Raw genomic sequence first — 19,097 nt, forward strand, 5'->3', positions numbered from 1 at the left:
GCGAACGCGGCGGCGTCAGATATTGCGATGCATATGGCTGACAGTGCAGACGCCGCCGCGCTGGCTTACTCGCCGATGATCTGCTTGGTGAACACGGCGCGCTCCATCTCCTGCACGTTCACGCTGACCTGCACGCTCTGGCCGGCGCCGGGGCGCACCGCGTCGGTGAGGACATCGCACACGGCCTGCGCCACCTGCTTGCGCACGGCCTGCTCGCGCCCGTCCAGAATCCAGACGGTGGCGTGCACGAAGGCGCGGTCACGGTTTTCCGTGCCCTGGCGGTAGGTGGTCAGCGTCACGCAGCGGGACTTGATGTCCGGCTCGCGGAACTGGCCGGTGGCCAGCAGCGCGGCGTTGGCTTCGTCCAGCAGCTCGTCCTGCGAGCAGGTCAGGCGGGTGTTTTCGGTGAGTTCGATGATCAGTTGCGGCATGGCGGGAGCGTCGAAGGATCGGAGGGAAAGCCAGCATCGTACGGCAAACCGGCGCCCTCCGGGAAACCCCCCGGCTCAGGCCGCCACGCCGAACGCGGCCTCGATGCGGCGGATGTGGTCGCGCAGCAGCGGGCGCACCTTTTCCAGCAGATGCGCCGGCGGCACGATGGCGTTCGGGCCGCTGCAGCTGAGGGTCATCGGCGGCAGGGACTGGCCGGGCCGGAAAGCGACGGCGATCGAGTTGATGTCGGGCAGCCATTCGCCGAACGAGGTGGTGCAGCCCAGCCGGCGCGCTTCGTCGCGGCTGGCGGAGAGCACGCCCTCGGCATGGGCCGCGCTGACGCGGTCATCGGCGCGGAAGGCGGTCAGCGCCTGGCGCTGCTCGGCCGGCGGCAGGGCCACAAGGTAGGCCCGCCCGGCCGCCGTATTGAGCCCGGAAACGCGGCTGCCCACGGCCACGCGCAGCGTGAGGTAGCTCTCCGACTGGCAGTTCTCGTAGATCAGCATGCGGCCCCGGTCGCGCACGATCAACGAGGCCACGCCCTGCGAGAGATCCGCCAGTTCCTGCATGTACGGCCGCGCAACCGCCAGCACGTCCGCGCCGGGCTGGCCGGACGGCACCAGTGCCAGCGCGGAACTGCCCAGCCGGTAGCGCATCGGCTCGGTCAGCGCCTGGAGGTAGCCGAGTTCGGTCAGCGTGTGCGTGAGCCGGGAAATGGTCGACTTCGGCAGCCCGCAGCGCTGGGCCAGTTCGGCATTGCCGAGTTCGCTGTCGAAGGCGCGGAAGCACGCCAGCACGTCGAGCCCGCGCGCCAGCGCGGTCACGAAATGGCGGTCTTCCTTGCGGTTGTCCACCTTGGGCGTGGCGGGCGGGAGGTCGGGGAGGGAATCGGCCTGGCTATCCATGTGCGTGGCTCAAAGGTTGCCGGAGGCAAGCTGCTCGCGCAGCTTCGCCTTGAGGATCTTGCCGGAAGGCGCCGCGGGTAGCTGCGCCACCACGCGGATTTCGGCCGGCATCTTGTAGGGCGACAGGCGGTCGCGCAGGAAGGCGCGCAGCGCGGGCTCGTCCAGCGTCATGCCGCCGCGCACCTCGACGAAGGCGATCACTTCCTCGTTGCCCTCGGTGGCCCGGCCCACTACGGCCGATTGCAGCACGGCGGGGAACGCATTGAGCGACTGCTCGACTTCCTCCGGATACACGTTGAAGCCCGAGTGGATGATGATTTCCTTCGAGCGGCCGACGATGGATACCGCGCCGTCCGGATCGATGCGCGCGAGGTCGCCCGTATGGAGCCAGCCGTCGGCATCGATGGTCTGCGCCGTGAGGTCCGGGCGCCGGTAGTAGCCCTTCATCACGTTGGGGCCGCGCACCAGCAACTCACCGCTGCCGTCGGGCAGGGGGGAGCCGAGGCGGATTTCCACGTCCGGCACCACCGGGCCGACCGAGCAGTCGGCGCGCGGGGCATCCACGCGGGTCTGGCACACGGTGGGCGAGGTCTCCGTCATGCCGTAGCCGTTGTTCAGCACGATGCCGAAGGCGTCTTCGAACGATGCCTTGAGCGACGCCGTGAGCGGCGCGCCGCCCGACTGCGCCATGCGCAGCGACGGCGTGCGCAGCGACTGGCCCTGCGCGCGGCTCCATTCGATCACCTTGGCGTACATCGCCGGCACGCCGTGCAGCACGGTGAGCTGTTCCTCGACCAGCGTGCGCGCCAGCTTCTCCGGGCGGAAACGCGGTTCGTAGTAGACCGTGGCGCCGTTGGACACCGGGCCCACCAGCAGCACGGACAGCCCATAGACGTGCGAGATCGGCAGCACGCCGTAGACGCGGTCGCCGGCCTGTACGCGGGCCTGCAGGCGGTTGGAATGGCCGATGAACATCAGGTTGGCGTGCGTCAGCATCACCGCCTTCGAGGCGCCCGTGGTGCCGGTCGTATAGATCAGCGCGGCCACCTGCTCGCGGGCCTCGGCGGCTACCGGCTCCGCCACGGCCGTCTCGTCGATGGCGCTGACAAGCAGCTTGCCGACGTGTGGCCACACGGCAGCATCGGCCCACTGCGCGCCGCGCGCCAGCCCGTGCTCGCGGGCTTCGGGGAAATCGTTGTCCAGATAGAAGGTCACGCGCGCGCCGGCGTGCTCGACGATATTGGCAATCTCGCGCGCCGACAGCCGGGCATTGACCGGCACCGACCAGGCGTCGATGGCGCTCAGCGCCAGCAGCAGCACGGCGCAGCCGACGCTGTTCTCGGTGACCAGCACCACGCGGTCGCCGCCGCGCACGCCGAGCGCGGTCAGCGTCTGGGCGGTCTCGCGCACGGCCAGGTCCAGTTCGCTATAGCGCAGCGCGCGGTGGGCATCCATCACGGCCACGCGGTCAGGATGGCTGGCCACCCACGGGCCCATGGTCTGGTGCAGGCGCTGGAAGGCGGGGCGGAAGGAGTCGGATTGGGCGGGGGTGGACGCGTGACCAGAACGGTCCGCGGGGGAAGCGGTACTGCGCATGCATGTCTCCGGGCAAGGCTTCCGGCGTGAAGTCGCCGGTATTGATGCGTGGCATCGTCCCATCGATCCCCGGAAGCTGTCAACCGCAGCGTGGAATGGGGGTTCTGCAATGCAGAATTACTGGGATTTCCGTCTATGGGCTTTTCGCGACATGTCTTCAATGTCTACCCCGCCATAACCCGCCGAAATGCGAGGTCTGAAAGACAATGCATATGAGAACGCTTATCATTGCTGCTTTCACGGAATTCGCAGCAACATGAAGCAGGGCATTTCGACCGGTTATCGCGTGGCGGTCGCGTCGCGGGCGATCGCCGGCATCCTGGGCGGCTACGGGCTCGCAGCACTCGCCACGGGCTGCGTCTCGCTCGCGCTGGCACGCTGGACCGATATGGCGCGCGCCGAAGCGGTAGTCACCGCCTCCCTGCTGTCGTTCCTCTGGTACGCGCTGGCCGTGATCTGGGTGTTCGCCGTCGAGTCGGCATGGCGCGCGTGGATCGGACTGGCCGTGCCCTGCGCGGTCCTGGGACTGGGCTGGCTGGCCCTGCGGAGCGCGTAATGGCCGAATTGCGAAAGGGTCAGGGGCTGCGCCAGTCGATGGCGTGGCTGCATACGTGGGCGGGCCTGCTGGTGTGCTGGGTGCTGTTCCTCGTCTTCTGTAGCGGCACCGCCAGCTATGTGAAGGACGAGATCACGCTCTGGATGAAGCCCGAACTGCACGCGCGGCTGGGTGGCGACACAGACGCCGACGCGACCCGCCGGGCTGCCGACGGCGCCATCGCCTTCCTCCGCGAACAGGCACCCAATGCCGAGCGCTGGTTCATCAATCTCCCCGACGACCGCCGTCCCACCACCTCGGTGTTCTGGCTGCGCCAGCCGCGCCCCGAGGATGCCGGCAAGGGCAACCGCGCCCGGCTGGAGACGCGCACGCTCGACGCCGTGACCGGCACGCCCGTGCCCGGCGCCCGCGAGACGCGCGGCGGCGAGTTCCTTTACCGCCTGCATTTCGATCTCCACTACATGTCGGCGATCTGGGCGCGCTGGATCATCGGCTTCTGCACGATGTTCATGCTGGTGGCCATCCTGAGCGGCGTGATCACCCATCGGCGCATCTTCGCGGACTTCTTCACCTTCCGCGCCCGCAAGGGCCAGCGCTCGTGGCTCGATGCGCACAACGCCACCGCCGTGCTGGCGCTGCCGTTTCACCTGATGATTACCTACACGGGCCTCGTGACGCTGCTGTTCCTGTACATGCCGTGGGGCGTGCAGGCGGTCTATAAGGGCGATTCGAAGCGGTTCGACACCGAGCTGGGCCTCCGCGCCCCGCGCGTGCAGGCGTCTGGCGTGCAGGTGCCGCTGGCCCCGGTGGGCCCGATGCTGGCGCAGGCGACCGCCCGGTGGGACGGCGTGGCCCCGGCCCGGATCACGGTGGAGCGCCCCAACGACGCCAACGCCCTCGTCACGATGACGCGCGATGCCGGGCGCAGCCTGTCGTCGGTGCAGCCGACCGTCCTGTTCGCCGGCACCACCGGCGCGCTCAAGGAAACCTTCGGCGACGATCCGGCCAATGCCAGCGCCACGCGTGGCGTGATGGTGGGGCTGCACATCGCGCACTTCGCGCCGCCGCTGCTGCGCGGGCTTTTCTTTGCCTCCGGGCTGGCCGGCTGCCTGATGGTGGCGACCGGCGCGCTGCTCTGGGCCGTGAGGACGCGCAAGAGCCACGCCCACACGATTGCTGCCACGGGCCGCACGCCGTTTGGGCTGCGGCTGGTGGAAGCGCTCAACCTTGGCGTGATTGCCGGCCTGCCGATCGCATTCGCCAGCTACTTCTGGGCCAATCGGCTCGTGCCGGTGGGTATCGCGCAGCGGCCCGACATGGAAATCCGCATGTTCTTCGCGGCCTGGGCCATCGCGGCGCTGGTCGCCCAGATCCGCCCGACGCGCGGCATGTGGCGCGTGCTGCTGGGCATCGGCGCCGTGCTGTTCGCGGGCCTGCCGCTGCTGAACGCGCTGACCGGCACCGCCCATCTGGGCGTGACGCTGCTGCATGGGCCGGCGGTGCTGGCGGGCTTCGACCTGACGGTGCTGGCGATTGGCCTCGGGCTGGGCGCGGCGGCGTGGTGGCTCGGGCGGACTCGTCCGGCGGCACGCGGCGCAGACGCGTCGGCGCGCACCGGTGCCATGGGGGAGGCGTCATGAGCGCACCCGCCATGTGGCCGGCCTGCGTGGCCGGCATCGGATTCGCCGTGGGCGGCTTCACCTGGCTGGCCCAGACCATCGACCGGCATCACGCCGACATCTTCGGCCGGGGCGCCGAGCCCCCGCCGGCCCGCGTGCGCCGCCTGCGCTGGCAGGGCTGGATCGCGCTGGCACTGGCCCTGGCGGCGTGCGTGGCCGCCCAGGGCTGGGCCTTCGGCGTGATCTATTGGGCCGGCCTGCTCACCGTCAGCGCCCTGACAGTGGTGGGCGCCTTCTCTTATGCACCGCAGGTCACGCCGCGCATCGCGCGCGGGGCGATCGGCATCGGTGTGGCGGCTGCGCTGAGCGCGATCCTGATCGTGCAGGCGTAGCGGCACAAACGAGCGTCGCCGTCAGAGCGACGCCACCATCCAGACGGATACGGGAAAAAACCCGCCCGCCGCGATCAGCGGCGCGGACGGGCATGAAATTGTTTTACTTGGGAGTGTCACCTTGTCTTATTCCGTACCGCGTACCGGACGTGCATCCCGCACGCCGCTGCGCCATCTCGTGGCCGCGCTGGCCGCCGCCGGCGTGCTGCCGACCATCGCCTTCGCCCAGGAAGCGGCCCAGCCAGCCGCCAGCGCGGAGAGCGCCACGCTGCCCGCCGTCACCGTCCATGCCGACGCCTCGGCAGACCAGCTGCCCGCGCCCTATGCCGGCGGGCAGGTCGCACGCGGCGGCCGCCTTGGCGTGCTGGGCAACCAGGACTTCATGGATGTGCCGTTCAGCGTGACGTCGTACACGTCCCAGCAGATCCAGAACCAGCAGGCGCGCAGCATTGCCGGTGTGCTGGCCGATGATCCGGCGATCCGCACCGCCTACGGCTTCGGCAACTTCGCCGATACATTCGTGGTGCGCGGCTTCCCGCTGACCACCGACGACATCCAGTACAACGGCCTGTTCGGCATCGCCCCGCGCCAGCTGGTGGCCATCGAAGGGCTGGAGCGCGTGGAAGTGTTCCGCGGCGCCAGCGCCTTCCTGAACGGCGTGTCGCCGAGTGGCTCCGGCACGGGCGGCATGATCAACCTCGTGCCCAAGTACGCCACGGCGGCGGACATCACCCAGGCGACCATCGACTATACGAGCGACTCGCAGGTGGGCGGCCATGTGGATGTGGGCCGCCGTTTCGGCAAGAACAAGGAATTCGGCGTGCGCGTCAACGCCATGGCGCGTGGCGGCGATACCCCGGTGGACAACGAGAGCCGGCAGCAGCGCCTGTTCACGCTGGGCCTGGACTACCAGGGCGACGCGTTCCGCGTGAATGCGGACTTCGGCTACCAGAAGCAGCGGATCAACCAGGGCCGCAGCACGGTCCAGCTGTCGGGTACGGCTTTGCCGGCGGTGCCGTCCGCCTCGACGAACTTCGCCCAGCCATGGACGTATTCCGAGCTGGAAGACACCTACGGCACGATCCGCGCCGAGTACGACGTCACCAGGAACTGGACCACCTACGCCGCCTTCGGCGCGCACCACAGCAACGAGTTCGGCAACTACAGCGGCGCGAATGTCGGGAATAACGGCTTTGGCACGGCCACGCGGCTGACCGTTCCGTTCAAGCAGGATACCTACACCGGTGAAGTGGGCGTGCGTGGCCGCTTCGAAACCGGCCCGGTCAAGCACACGGTCAACCTGAGCTGGTCCGGCCTGGAGCAGAAGAAGGGCAGCGCGTTCCAGTCTTCGCCCGCGTTCCCAACCAATCTCTACAACGCGCCGACCGTGCCTTACCCGGCCGCCCCGACCACCGGCAATATGGCCGATCCGAACGTGACGGGCCGGGTCAACATCAACGGGGTGTCGTTCTCGGACACGCTGTCGTTCCTGAACGACCGCGTGCTGCTGACCGGCGGCGTGCGCCAGCAGGTGATGAACATCCGTGGCTACGCAACGGCCACGGGCGTGCAGACGGCGAACTACAGCGAGTCCGCCACGTCGCCGATGTTCGGCCTGGTGGTCAAGCCGCTCCAGAACGTCTCGCTGTACTACAACTACATCGAGGGTCTGGCGCAGGGCGGCACCGCGCCGTCCAACACAATCAACGCCGGGCAGGTGTTCGCGCCGGCCAAGTCGAAGCAGCATGAAGTGGGCGCGAAGTACGACGCGGGCAGCTTCGGCACCACGCTGGCGTTCTTCCAGATCGAGCAGCCGACGGGCGTCACGCAGGGCAATGTGTTCGCCGTGCGGGACCAGCGCAATCGCGGCGTGGAGTTCAGCGTGTTCGGCGAGCCGCTGCGCGGCGTGCGCCTGCTGGGCGGCGTGTCCTATATCGACTCGAAGGTGTCGAACACGGGCAACGCCAACACCGAGGGCAAGCCGGGTGTGGGCGTGCCGATCTACACGCTGACGATGAGCGGCGAGTACGACCTGCCGTTCCTCCCGGGCGCGACGGTGTCCGGCCGCTATATCCAGACCGGCCGCCAGTCCGCCAACACGACCAACACCATCAGCCTGCCGTCGTGGAACCGATTCGATCTCGGGGCGCGCTACGCGTTCAAGGCGTCGCAGCTGCGCTATACGGTGCGGGCGGGCGTCGAGAACATCGCGGACAAGGACTACTGGGCGTCGTCGAGCGGCGGCATCCTCGTGATCGGCCAGCCGCGTACCTTCAAGCTGTCGATGACCGTGGACTACTGAGTCCGCAACCAGTCGCGCGGGGACTGGCCGACCTTGGCCAGGAACGCACGCGACAAGGCCGACGGGTTGGCGTAGCCCAGCTCGTCGGCCATCAGTTTCAGCGGCACGCCGTCACGCAGGCGCGCCTGCGCAAGGCTGATGCGCCAGTCGGCCAGATAGTCGGCTGGCGTCTGCCCCACCACCTCCCGAAACGTCGCCGCGAACGCGCTGCGCGACATCCCGGCGCAACCCGCCATCGACTCCACGCTCCATGCCTCGCCCGGTGCCTCGTGCACGGCGACCAGCGCCCGCGCCAGGCGCGCATCGGACAGGCCAGTGATCAGGCCCGGCTGGATGCCGGCTTGCTCGGGATGGTCGAGCAGCCAGCGCAGCAGCTGGATCAGCACCACTTCGAACAGCCGGTCGGCCAACAGGCGCTGGCCACAGCGCACGCGCTCCGTCTCGGCGAACAGCAGCGCGAGCGCGGGATCGAGCCCATCTACCTGTGCCAACGGCAGCACGATCAGGGGCGGCAGGGCGCGTGCCAGCGGATTCATGGCCCCGCCATCGAAATCGAGCGTGGCGCAGGTGAACTGGGAACCCTCCACCGGCGGATTGTGGAAGGTGTGGACGGCGTAGCGCGGATAGAACAGCAGCGACGGTTCCTCGATCACCAGCCGGGTGGGCAGGGCGCTCGCGCCATGGGTGACCTCGGTGCGCCCTTCGCGCAGCACGTGCAGGAAGCCCCGGCCGGCTTCGTCGAAGCGCGTGACGCCGCAGAGCGGCCCGGTGTGGAACAGGTGCGCGCGGACGCGGAAGCGTTCGAGCAGCGCGGACAGGCGATCAGGCGGGGATTCCGGCAGCGAGGACATGGGTCTGGACGATCTGGACGAATAGGATGATTTCGTGGACGAATTGTATCCCTTCGTACGATGCCTGCGGCCATAGTAGAGACACCCCGGACGCCAGGCGATTCAGCCGGCACCCCGGGAGCCTCTCTCACTGTCGCTCTATATATAGGAGTTCATCATGACCGCACGTGTTTCCCTGCCCAACGCCAGCAACGCCCCCGCCGGCAGCGCCGCCGCCCTGGCCCAGATCCAGGCCGCCTTCGGCACGACCCCGCAGATGTTCCGCGCCGTGGCCAATTCGCCGGCCGCGCTGCAATCGATGTGGGGCGCGTTTGGCGCGCTCGGCGGCGGTGTGATTCCGGCGCAACTCGGCGAGAAGATCGCCGTGGCCGTTGCCGACCGTAACCGCTGCGAATACTGCCTGGCCGCCCATACGGCGCTGGGCCGCAAGGCCGGCGCCACCGCTGAGGAGATGGCTGCCGCCCAGGCTGGGCGTGCCGAGGATGCCCGGACGGCCGCCGCGCTGGCCTTCGCGCTGAAGCTGGTGAACGACCGGGGCCAGGTGTCGGACGCCGACGTGGCCCAACTGCGGGAAGTCGGCTTCGGCGACGAAGAAATCGTGGAAATCGTCGCCCACGTGGCCTTGAACCTGTTCACCAACTACGTCAACGTGGCGCTGAACGTGCCGGTGGATTTCCCCGGCGTGAAGCTCAACCCACGTTGAGCCGGTAAGCCGCCGTCTAGCGCAGCAGGTTCGACCGCGCCAGCTCGATGACCTCGTCGGCGCGGCCGTTCATCACGGCCTTCATCGCCCACAGGCTGAAGCCCTTGACCTGCTCCGCCTTCAGGGACGGCGGCATCGCCAGTTCCTGCGTGTTGGTTACCACGTCGAGCAGGGCCGGCCCGTCATGCGCCAGCATGGTGGCGATGGCTTCCGGCAGCAGCAGCGGGTCTTCCACGCGCTGGGCATGCACGCCGATGGCGCGCGCCATGGCCGCGAAATCGGGATTCTGCAGCGAAGTGCCCGACTCCAGGTAGCCAGACGCCTTCATCTCCAGCGCGACAAAACCGAGCACGCTGTTGTTGAAGATCACCACTTTGACGGGCAGGCCCTGCTGGGAAAGCGTCAGGAAATCGCCCATCAGCATTGCAAAACCGCCGTCGCCGGACAGGCTGATGACCTGCCGCCCCGGATAGGCGGACTGGGCGCCAATCGCCTGCGGCAGCGCGTTCGCCATCGACCCATGCGCGAGCGAGCCGATCAGCCGGCGCTGGCCGTTCATGCGCAGGTAGCGCGCGGCCCAGATCGTCGGCGTGCCGACGTCGAAGGTGAAGACGGCGTCCTCGGCGGCCTGCTCGCTCAGCAGGCGGGCCAGGTACTGCGGATGGATGGGCTTGCGGCCACTGTCGCCCGTGGCGAGGTCGTCCAGTTGACGGCGTGCGTCGCGATAGTGGCGCAGGCTCGCCGCCAGATGGGCTTCGTCGGCCTTGGGGGCCAGGCGGGGCAGCAGGGCGTCCAGCGTGGCGCCGACATCGCCGACCAGCCCCATGTCCAGCCGCGTGCGGCGCCCGAGGTTTTCCGGACGGATATCGATCTGCACGACCTGCGCGCCCTCGGGGTAGAACTGGCGATAGGGGAAATCGGTGCCGAGCATCAGCAGCGTGTCGCATTCCTGCATGGCGTGGTAGCCGGAGCTGAAGCCGATCAGCCCGGTCATGCCCACGTCGTACGGATTCTCGTATTCGATGTATTCCTTGCCGCCCAGGGCGTGCACCACGGGTGCCTTCAGCGTGGCCGCCAGTTGCACCACCTGGTCGTGCGCGCCGGCGCAGCCGCGCCCGCACAGCAGCGTTGTGCGCTGGCTGCCGCGCAGCAGGCTGGCCAGGGCGTCGAGCGAGTCGGCGTCCGGCGTGACCACCGGGGGCCGCAAGGCAATGGCGGCGGGCGCGGACTCGGCGAACGTGCCCTCGCGCAGCGCCACATCGCCCGGAATCACGATCACGGCCACGCCCCGGCGGCCCACTGCCGCGCGGATCGCGGATTCGAGTACGCCGGGCAACTGCTCGATGCTGGTGACGAGTTCGCAGTAGTGGCTGCACTCCCGGAACAACTGCTCGGGGTGCGTCTCCTGGAAGTAGCCACGGCCGATTTCGGCGCTCGGGATATGGGCGGCGATGGCCAGCACCGGCACGCCGGAGCGGTGGCAATCGAACAAGCCATTGATCAGATGCAGGTTGCCGGGGCCGCAGCTCCCGGCGCAGACGGCCAGCTTGCCGGTCAGGTGCGCCTCGGCGCCCGCTGCGAATGCGGCGGTCTCCTCGTGGCGGGTATGAATCCAGTCGATGTCGCCGCGCTGGCGCAGCGATTCAGTGATGCCGTTGAGGCTGTCGCCGACGACGCCGTAGATGCGTTCGACGCCCACTGCGTGCAGGACGCGGGTGATGAGGTCGGCTGCGTGGTTGGCCATGGTGCTCTCCTTGTACGATCGGTGCCTGCGAGCGAGGCGGAATCCCAAGGTACAAGGGTAGGCGGTGATGGCCGGGGAGGATAGCGCGCGGGGCCGGTCCTGTCCGATCCGCACGGCGCGTCGGCATGTCGAATGCGCCCGGACCATGAAAAAGGCCGCCATGGCGGCGGCCTTGCGGGGGCGCGGCGCGTCGCTTAGGCGTGCAGCGCGGCCGGTTGCAGCGATTTGCCGGTCAGGCTGGCTACGGCGACGGCCATGGCCTGCTCGCGGGCCTCGGCGGCGGCCGGCGCGGGCATGAAGCGCTCGGGGGCTTCGCGCGCCAGTTGCTGGAGGTGGCGCAGCTTGGCCTGGAGGCCGGGTTCCACGCGCGAATCGGGCGTCACCGTCGACGGGCAGGCCACGCCGAGGATGTCCAGTGCCTGGCGGAAGTTCTCTACCGTCAGGCCCTCGACCGGATTCACCTGCACGAGGTGGCGGCGCTGCGCATCCGTCATCGAGGCCGGTGCGGCCGTCGACAGGATCACCCAGCTACCCGGCGCGGCACGCTGTGCGAACCACGCGTCGATCTCGGCGCCATGGCCGCCCGCCACGCGCGGGGTCATGCCTTCCACCTGAAGATCGAGCTGTTGCAGGATCGCGGCGGGCGTGCCACGACGCCAGGCGTCGGATACCACCACGCGGGCGCCGGCAATGCCGAACAGCCGGCGCAGGAAGCCCAGCGCGATCGGATCGAAGAAACGGACATCCCTCAGGGTGCCGCTCATTGGCGTACCGCCCAGGCGGGCAGCGGAGCGGTCCGAGTAGAGGACGCCGGGTACGTCCAGCATGATGAGGCGTTCAGACATGATTTCCCTGTGGTAGTCGGTACTGTTTGGTCGAGACAAGCGTACTCGGCAATTCGGCTTCTGCGGCGACACAAAACGTGCGTAAGTGCAACAGTTCTGTAACTTCTACACCGGAGGCGTAAATGCCCGTTACCCCTTGTTCTCAAATGTTTCCGGCCGACACACCTGCCTGAATCCGGGGTCGATTCCGGCGCGGATGTGGGGCCAATGGAGAAGAAAACGAATGCACCAGCGCATCGGTTGACACGTCGCGATTAGGGGAATTACTAGGATTTACCCGAGGCGGGATTGGAGGCCGAGAAGGGGCGGGCAGGGACGGTGGGGCGATGGGGGGGCGGTGAGGCGGCTTACCGCTTGCGCAGTAAACGCATTTCGAAATGCTCGAATGATTGCTGGCACGCCGCGCTGCAAAACAGCACGGTCGGGCCCACGGGTTGCTCGCAGCCATGACAGGCGCCGCACGGCTTGAGCCGTGGCGCCCAGTCGCGGCCCGCCGCGTCGAGATCATCATGAAAGGACGAATCGTCCTGCACTGCCTTGCGTAGCGCCATGCCTGGTCCTTGCTGTGCGTCTCGATTGAGAGGCAAGCGATCATGCTAGCCGGGCCGTGACCCGGGGAGAATCAGCATTCGCTTATTTACGACAGCAAAGACCGGAAACTTTAACAATGGCGTGACATTGCTGCGGTGCAGCGTGGCAGGGCTACTGGAACTGGAAGCGCGACACGTCAGATTCCAGCGCGGCGGCTTCTTCGTCGAGCCGGTTGGCGTGCTGTGCCACGGTGTCCACCAGCGCGCCGTTCTGCGCCCCGGTCTRCCCGAGTTCCGCGAGGGCATCGCCCACGGTGCGGATGCCGGCGGCCTGTTCCTCGGCCAGCGCGCGCAGATGGCCCGCGAGGCTGTGGCTGCGATCGACCGCCGACTCGATCCCTTCCATCGCCGCCACCACGGTGCCGCTGAGGCTGGCGCCGCGTTCGATCTCGCGCGTGGCGTCGCCGACGATGCCGCCGATCTCGCGGGCGGCGTTGGCGCTGCGCTGGGCCAGCGCGCGCACTTCCTGCGCGACCACCGCGAAGCTGCGCCCCGCCGCGCCGGCGCGCGCGGCTTCCACGGCGGCGTTGAGCGCGAGGATATTGGTCTGGAACGCAATGCCCTCGATCACCGTGACCACCTCGGCGATATTGCGCGAATGGCCCAGCACGTTGGCCATGGTCCCGTTCATGTCGCGTACCACCGCCATGCCGGCGCCCGATGCAGTGCGCGCCTGGTTGGCCATCGTGCTCGATTCATTGGCCTGCTCATGCACCTGTTCGACGAGCGCGGTCAGGCGAGTCATGCTGGCCGCCGCGTGGCGCAGTGCCTCGGCCTGCTGCGCAGTGCGTGCCGCGAGTTGCTGGTTGCCGTCGGCAATATCGCCGCTGGTGTCCGTGATCTCGTGCGCTGACTCCTGAATGCGGGCCAGCACGCCGGCCAGTTCGTCGCGCATGCCAGCCAGGAAATAGAGCAGGCTGGTCTGATCGTCCCTGCGCAGGTTGATATGCGCGGTCAGGTCGCCGCTGGCGATGCGGTTGGCCGCCGCCGCGGCGTCGCGCGGTTCGCCGCCGAGTTCGCGCGTCAGGCTGCGCGCTGCAAACCACGCCAGCGCGCCGGCCGCCACGAAGCTGGCCACGAGCAGCGCGGCCATCAGCGTTTGTGCGCCGATCTGGCTCGCGGCAACGCCCGCCACGGTGTCGGCGGCCTGCCGCTCCAGGCCGGCGCGCGTGGCTTCCATCAGCGCGCCGAGCTTTTGCAGTTGCTCGCCCAGGAAATGGCCGTCGACGGAAACGGCGCTGTCGAACTGCAGCGCGTCCAGCGGCTGCTTGTTGATCAGCGCCACGTAGCCTTGCATCAGTTCACCTGCCGCTGCGCGCTCCTTTTGCAGCGCCTGTGCCTGGCGCGGCGCGGCCTGGCGCACGCCGTCCACGGCGGCGTCGAGCTGGCGCATGGCCTGCTGGATGTCCGCGCCGGCAGCGTCGCGCTCGGTGGTGCTCGTGGCCAGCGTCAGCGCCAGTTGCGCGCGGCCCAGCATAGCCAGTGCGGCCTGCGCGCGTTCCGCCGAAATGGCGCCGCGCATGTCGCGTTGATACAGGATGTCGGTGTCCTGCTTGAGGGAAACCAGATTGAGGATGCCGATCAGGCCGACCACGGCGCCGAAGACATAGACCAGAATGAATGCGGCGGACAGCCGCGCCGCCAGCGGCAGTCGCACCAGCCGTTGCCACACGGCTTCGCCGCGTGCGCGCGGCAGACTCAGTTGGATGGCTTGCAACACGAAACAGACTCCTGCCGGGATTGCCCCGGCCATGCCATGACCCGATGCCCGCCGCGTGGCTGCCTGACCGTGCCGCCCGGTGTGGACGACCGGGGCATATTCCCGTTGCGGTGCGCCGCCATGCTCGGCGAACGGTGTGACGCAGGCGTGACACCGTCGCACAACGGGGAGATCGGCGCAGGCCGCAGAGGGCGGGTTACGGCTGGAGCAACGGCTGGCCGGGTGGGCCCGTCAGGTCGGCGCGGACGGTCTGGTCGAGGATGTCGAGCCGGTAGCCCTGCGCGTACACGACATTGACGGTGACGCCGTTGGCCGGGCAGAGATCGAGCGTGCGGCGCATGCGCGAGACCAGCCCCGCCAGCGCGCGCGAGAGCGGCGGCAGGTCATGACCCCAGATCATATGTTCGATCCGCTTGCTGGCCAGGATGCGGCCCGCGTTGGCGAACAGCAGCGTGGCGAGGTCGAACTCCTTCGGCGTCATGGCGATGCGGCGCCCATTCAGCATGGCGAAGCGGCCGGGGCTGTTCAGCTCGTAGGGGCCGGCGCGCATCGGCAGGTTGTTGCGGAAGCGCGCGCCGCACATGCGTCGGCGCAGAGCGGAGATGCGCGCCAGCAGCACGCGGTTGCTCAGGGCCTCGAGCACGTAGTCGTCGGCGCCGGCGTCGAGCGCCTCCACGAGGTCGTTGTCGTTGTTATGCTGCCCGCCGATCATGATGATCGGCATGTCGCGGGCGCGCACGGCGCGCACGGCACGGATCACGTCGATGGCGGAAATGTCTTGCAGGTCGCGGTCGACCAGCAGCATGTCGTAGCTGTCATGGCTGAGGCCGTGGATCAGGTCCCGGCCGGCAAGGAAGAGGGTGCACTGGAAACCCGCGAGGGAGAGCAGGTCCTGGATGGGGTGGAGGCGGGCCGCGCGGCTGGCCAGTAAGGCAATGTTGGTCGAAACACTCATGCTACAACTACCAGAAAACTGAAACGGATTGACGGAGAGGAACCGTCAGAGCGTAGCGGCGGCATGCCCGGCCGGACAATCGCCATTCCCTTAAATGTGGGATCGCCGCGAACCGGGTCAGGCTTATCCACAGAACGTGTGGATAACTGGCGGGTGGGCGGAGGCGCACCGGCGCCGGCACGCCATTGCATCGGCGCGCCTAAAAATGAGGCAGCCCGACCGGCATATGGCGATCGGGGGGATGCCCTCATGTGACGGGTATGCCAGAATACGGCTCATCCATGTACGGGCCCGCAGCGCCGAACCATCCGCCTATGTTGATGAGTCCTAGCGTGATCGCCGCAGTGATGGTCGCCTTCCATATCGTTGGCGTGATGGCCGCACTGCATGCCGTGATGACGGTCCGCACCGCGCCCGGCGCCATTGCGTGGGCGGGGTCGCTGGTGATGATGCCGTACTTCGCGCTGATTCCGTACCTGATCTTCGGCCGCAGCACCTTCGCCGGCTACGTCAATGCCCGCCGTTTCAATAATGACCGCCTGCGCGAGATCCGCCGTGGCATGACCGCGTCCGAGCGCGAGGCCATGTCAGCCTGTGTGGTGACCGCGCCGGCGCAGGCCTGCATGCGCGCGCTGCCCGGTCTGACCGGCATGCCGTGCCTGGCCAACAACGACGTGCGCCTGCTGATCAACGGCCAGCAGACCTTCGAAGCCATCTTCGCTGCCATCGACGCCGCCACGCAGGTCGTGCTGGTGCAGTTCTTCATCGTCCATGACGACGAACTGGGCCGCGAACTCCAGCGCCGCCTGTGCGAGCGCGCCCGCGCCGGCGTGAAGGTCTATTTCCTGTTCGACAGCATCGGCTGTCACGGACTCGGACGCGGCTATGTGCGCACGCTCCAGCAGGCAGGGGTGGAGGCGCGGTCCTTCGCCACGCATCCCGGCTTCGTCAATCGTTTCCAGCTGAATTTTCGCAATCACCGCAAGCTGGTGGTCGTGGACGGCGCGCGCGCCTTCCTGGGCGGGCACAACGTCGGCAACGAATACCTGGGCGCGCGGGCGCCGCTCTCGCCGTGGCGCGATACGCATATCGAAATTCGCGGCGCGGCGGTGCTGGAGCTGCAGATGGCGTTTGCCGAGGACTGGTACTGGGCTGCGAAGGAGGTGCCGTACCTGATGCTGCCGCCGCATGGCGATGTGGGCGAGATGATCTGCCAGGTCGTGCCGTCTGGCCCGGCTGACGCGCAGGAGACCTGCTCGCTGTTCTTCGTCGAGGCGATCCAGTCGGCGCAGAAGCGGGTCTGGATCACCTCGCCGTACTTCGTGCCGGACGAGGCGGTGTTCGCCATGCTGCGCCTTGCCGTGCTGCGCGGGGTGGACGTGCGCATCCTGATTCCGTCGCGCCCGGACCACCTCGTGGTGTACGCGGCGTCCACCATCTACGCCTACCAGGCGGTGTGCGCAGGCGTGAAGGTCTACCGCTACCAGCCCGGCTTCCTGCATCAGAAGGTGATCCTGATCGATGATGAGGCCGCCGCCGTGGGCACCGCCAATCTCGACAATCGCTCGTTCCGGCTCAATTTCGAGATGATGGTGATGACCGCGCATCCGGCCTTCGCGCGGGACGTCACGCGCATGCTCGAGGCCGACTTCGCCGAGGCGCGCGAGATCAGTCGCGACGAATTTTTGGCCTCGCCCGCGCTGCTCCGGGTGGCGATGCACGTGGCCAAGCTGTTCGCCCCCATCCTCTGAGCAAATCCGCTGCCGCCGTTGTCCACATTGGCGGCTGGCGCTCCTTGTGTACACTGTCTACTATACAAAGCAGAATGAGTGGACGATGTCCACATGGGAGTTTGATATGAGCCGAGTCGCCGCCACGCCGCCCACGCGGAGCACTTATCGACATGGCGATCTACGGCGCGCCTTGCTCGAAGCCGGGATCGATCTCGCACGCACTGGCGGCCCGGAGGCCGTGGTGCTGCGTGAAGCCACGCGCCGCGCGGGCGTGGTGCCGAATGCCGCGTACCGTCACTTCGCGAGCCGGCAGGACCTGTTGGAGGCGGTGCGCGCCGCGGCCTTGTCCGGCCTGGCCATGGCCATGGAGACCGAACTGGCAGCGCTGCCCGCCAATGCCTCCGCCACCGAGCGCGCGCGCGGGAGCCTGCGCGCGGTGGGTGCGGGCTACCTCCGTTATGCGCTGGCCGAGACAGGCCTGTTCCGCACCGCCTTCTCGGTGCCGGACGATGTAGAGGACGACCCGGACCCCGCCAAGGCCGGCAACAGCGGCCTCAACCCGTTCCAGTTGCTGGGCGCCGCGCTCGATCATTGGGTCGATGCGGGCCTGCTGCCAGCGGCGCGCCGCCCCGGCGCAGAGTATGTCGCCTGGTCCGCCGTCCACGGGTTAGCCATTTTGTTGATCGACGGCCCCCTGCGCAGCCGCGCGCAGGAACAGGCCGGCATCATCGGTGCGCGGCTGTTGGACATGGTGGAGAACGGCCTGACGGTGGCCTGAGACCAAAAAAATGCCACGTGGCGGGGACCACGTGGCATCCAAGTAAAAGAATGCCAGCGAGGGGTCAACTCTGGCACTCCATCGGGTGCCTGCATTGCACAGGCGGGGCCAAGTGTAAGAAGACGATTCTGATTCGTGAATAGGAATAGTCCGAAAATGGATTTCCGCCCCGCAAATACTGTCTAACGGCCATGGGGCGACGGTCGAAGCCGCCCTCGGCTTTGATGCAGGTCAATGGGAGTGCACGATGAATGGGGCGCGCGGTTGGATGATGGCGGGCATTGCGGGCGCCACATGGATGCTGGGCGGCTGCGTGGCATATCCCGGCTATGACACGTACTACGGCAGCTATCCGTCCGGCTATGCCTCGTCAGGCTATGACTCGTCGGGGTATTACGGCGGCTACTACAGCGGCTATCCCGCCTATGCCTACGGCTATCCGTATGCCGGGTATCCGTATTACTACCGACCCTGGTATGGCGGCTTCTACGGCAGTGTCTGGTATGGCAGCGGCTATCGCGGCTACTACGGGCGTGGATATCGTGGCTATTACGGGGGCTACCACGGCTACCACGGGGGACACGGCGGGTACCACGGCGGGTACCACGGCGGCTATGGCGGCTACCGTGGCGGCGGTTATGGCTATGGCGGTGGGGGCGGGGGAAGAGGCGGCGGCGGGCGCGGTCGACGCTGAGTGCCAGCGCGCCCGCGCGATGCCGGCAGGAGCAATGCCTACGGCAACTGCCGAAGCTGTCCGATCACGGACATCAACCGCCCGTGTGCCACGATGACCGACGACTCGTCCTGCAGCGCCTCCTGATAGCGCTTGCGAAACGCCTCGTCCCCGCGCTCGCTGAACAGCTTCTGCGCGGCGGCGGCCACGGCCCGGCAGGTATCGTCATGATGTTCGTCGCCCTCGAGTTCTTCGTCGATCTCGATGATGAGGCGCGACAGCGGGTCCAGCCAGCGAAAGAAAGATTCTTCGGTGACCAGCTGCACGAACTGCCCGGCTGGAATCGGACCGTGCAGACGCTCGTATTGACCACGGTCGTAGCCGATGACTTCCTTGTGTACCTGGAGCAATGCCGCGCGCAGGGCGCGCAGGCCTAAGCGGCGGGTTTCCTGGGTGGCAAGGAACTGTTCGCTGGGCATGCCTTTTCTCCACTTTCCTGTTCCGGGGCAGGGCGTGTCGACATGACCCGTCGGCGGGGTCCTCCCGGGAACCGCCATCGCCTGCCCGATCGTTTTCGGTGTGCATCGCCATGCGGCATGACATGGAGTATGCGTGAGTCAGTATAGGAAGCGCACGTGGCGCAGACCAGCGCGCAAGCCTAGCGAGATACCCGTATTGCGGCCCTGCGGCAATCCGTGGCGGC

Annotated in this window: 18 protein-coding genes; 8 read left to right on the forward strand and 10 right to left on the reverse strand. The window is 67.9% G+C overall.

Features of this window, described 5'->3' with window-relative positions; all coding sequences use genetic code 11:
* Window positions 1–65: 65 nt before the first annotated feature.
* The 3 genes from AC1DEL_RS21400 to AC1DEL_RS21410 all read right to left on the reverse strand — a co-directional run bounded on the left by AC1DEL_RS21400 (window position 66) and on the right by AC1DEL_RS21410 (window position 2,933).
* Entirely contained in the window at window positions 66–431 is a 366-nt protein-coding gene (locus AC1DEL_RS21400) for a 5-carboxymethyl-2-hydroxymuconate Delta-isomerase (RefSeq protein ID WP_092296615.1), read from the reverse strand.
* Between the two features lie 75 nt (window positions 432–506).
* Window positions 507–1,337, reverse strand: coding sequence for an IclR family transcriptional regulator (locus AC1DEL_RS21405; RefSeq protein ID WP_092296612.1), 831 nt, complete (start codon window positions 1,335–1,337; stop codon window positions 507–509).
* A gap of 9 nt (window positions 1,338–1,346) precedes the next feature.
* Window positions 1,347–2,933 carry a class I adenylate-forming enzyme family protein gene (locus AC1DEL_RS21410; RefSeq protein WP_477126196.1) on the reverse strand — a complete coding sequence of 529 codons (1,587 nt, stop codon included), beginning with the start codon at window positions 2,931–2,933 and terminating at the stop codon, window positions 1,347–1,349.
* A gap of 286 nt (window positions 2,934–3,219) precedes the next feature.
* On the opposite strand from AC1DEL_RS21410, the gene AC1DEL_RS21415 reads away from it, so the two are divergent.
* From AC1DEL_RS21415 to AC1DEL_RS21430, 4 genes are all read left to right on the forward strand, one after another.
* Complete coding sequence (locus AC1DEL_RS21415; RefSeq protein ID WP_369823484.1) at window positions 3,220–3,489, forward strand: DUF3649 domain-containing protein; 270 nt, start codon at window positions 3,220–3,222, stop codon at window positions 3,487–3,489.
* Window positions 3,489–5,129 (forward strand): PepSY-associated TM helix domain-containing protein, encoded by a 1,641-nt coding sequence (locus AC1DEL_RS21420; protein WP_454757871.1) that lies wholly within the window; start codon window positions 3,489–3,491, stop codon window positions 5,127–5,129. The genes AC1DEL_RS21415 and AC1DEL_RS21420 overlap by 1 nt, the downstream gene beginning before the upstream one ends.
* Window positions 5,126–5,500: a DUF3325 domain-containing protein gene (locus AC1DEL_RS21425; RefSeq protein WP_441593236.1), complete on the forward strand. Its 375-nt coding sequence runs from the start codon at window positions 5,126–5,128 to the stop codon at window positions 5,498–5,500. The genes AC1DEL_RS21420 and AC1DEL_RS21425 overlap by 4 nt, the downstream gene beginning before the upstream one ends.
* Before the next feature lie 121 nt (window positions 5,501–5,621).
* Complete coding sequence (locus tag AC1DEL_RS21430) at window positions 5,622–7,802, forward strand: TonB-dependent receptor (RefSeq protein WP_477126197.1); 2,181 nt, start codon at window positions 5,622–5,624, stop codon at window positions 7,800–7,802.
* Here AC1DEL_RS21430 and AC1DEL_RS21435 read toward each other — a convergent pair.
* The gene (locus tag AC1DEL_RS21435) at window positions 7,796–8,653 is read right to left on the reverse strand and encodes an AraC family transcriptional regulator (RefSeq protein WP_092296597.1); all 858 of its coding nucleotides are present in this window, start codon (window positions 8,651–8,653) and stop codon (window positions 7,796–7,798) included. The two genes, AC1DEL_RS21430 and AC1DEL_RS21435, sit on opposite strands and share 7 nt — an antisense overlap.
* 157 nt (window positions 8,654–8,810) lie before the next feature.
* Between AC1DEL_RS21435 and AC1DEL_RS21440 the strand changes: the two genes are divergently transcribed.
* Entirely contained in the window at window positions 8,811–9,356 is a 546-nt protein-coding gene (locus AC1DEL_RS21440; RefSeq protein ID WP_477105482.1) for a carboxymuconolactone decarboxylase family protein, read from the forward strand.
* Between the two features lie 16 nt (window positions 9,357–9,372).
* Here AC1DEL_RS21440 and poxB read toward each other — a convergent pair whose 3' ends face one another.
* The 5 genes from poxB to AC1DEL_RS21465 form a co-directional block, all read right to left on the reverse strand.
* Window positions 9,373–11,100 carry a ubiquinone-dependent pyruvate dehydrogenase gene (gene poxB / locus AC1DEL_RS21445; RefSeq protein ID WP_092296592.1) on the reverse strand — a complete coding sequence of 576 codons (1,728 nt, stop codon included), beginning with the start codon at window positions 11,098–11,100 and terminating at the stop codon, window positions 9,373–9,375.
* Between the two features lie 194 nt (window positions 11,101–11,294).
* Window positions 11,295–11,945 (reverse strand): HAD domain-containing protein, encoded by a 651-nt coding sequence (locus AC1DEL_RS21450; protein ID WP_092296589.1) that lies wholly within the window; start codon window positions 11,943–11,945, stop codon window positions 11,295–11,297.
* Between the two features lie 347 nt (window positions 11,946–12,292).
* Window positions 12,293–12,496 (reverse strand): hypothetical protein, encoded by a 204-nt coding sequence (locus AC1DEL_RS21455; protein ID WP_092296587.1) that lies wholly within the window; start codon window positions 12,494–12,496, stop codon window positions 12,293–12,295.
* A 151-nt stretch (window positions 12,497–12,647) separates the two neighbouring features.
* Complete coding sequence (locus AC1DEL_RS21460) at window positions 12,648–14,255, reverse strand: methyl-accepting chemotaxis protein (RefSeq protein WP_477159176.1); 1,608 nt, start codon at window positions 14,253–14,255, stop codon at window positions 12,648–12,650.
* Between the two features lie 196 nt (window positions 14,256–14,451).
* The gene (locus AC1DEL_RS21465) at window positions 14,452–15,210 is read right to left on the reverse strand and encodes a response regulator transcription factor (protein WP_092296581.1); all 759 of its coding nucleotides are present in this window, start codon (window positions 15,208–15,210) and stop codon (window positions 14,452–14,454) included.
* 314 nt (window positions 15,211–15,524) lie between these two features.
* On the opposite strand from AC1DEL_RS21465, the gene cls reads away from it, so the two are divergent.
* From cls to AC1DEL_RS21480, 3 genes are all read left to right on the forward strand, one after another.
* The gene (cls, locus tag AC1DEL_RS21470) at window positions 15,525–16,961 is read left to right on the forward strand and encodes a cardiolipin synthase (protein ID WP_441593230.1); all 1,437 of its coding nucleotides are present in this window, start codon (window positions 15,525–15,527) and stop codon (window positions 16,959–16,961) included.
* A 106-nt stretch (window positions 16,962–17,067) separates the two neighbouring features.
* Window positions 17,068–17,721, forward strand: a complete 654-nt coding sequence (locus AC1DEL_RS21475) for a TetR/AcrR family transcriptional regulator (RefSeq protein ID WP_092296575.1) — start codon at window positions 17,068–17,070, stop codon at window positions 17,719–17,721.
* Window positions 17,722–17,968: 247 nt separating this feature from the next.
* Window positions 17,969–18,415, forward strand: a complete 447-nt coding sequence (locus AC1DEL_RS21480) for a hypothetical protein (RefSeq protein ID WP_477108370.1) — start codon at window positions 17,969–17,971, stop codon at window positions 18,413–18,415.
* Window positions 18,416–18,453: 38 nt separating this feature from the next.
* Here the strand turns inward: AC1DEL_RS21480 and AC1DEL_RS21485 are convergent, their stop codons facing one another.
* A complete protein-coding gene (locus AC1DEL_RS21485; RefSeq protein ID WP_092296569.1) occupies window positions 18,454–18,873 on the reverse strand; it encodes a hypothetical protein in 420 nt (139 codons plus the stop codon).
* Between the last annotated feature and the right edge of the window lie 224 nt (window positions 18,874–19,097).

Source organism: Cupriavidus sp. 10L43_2 (assembly GCF_056395265.1).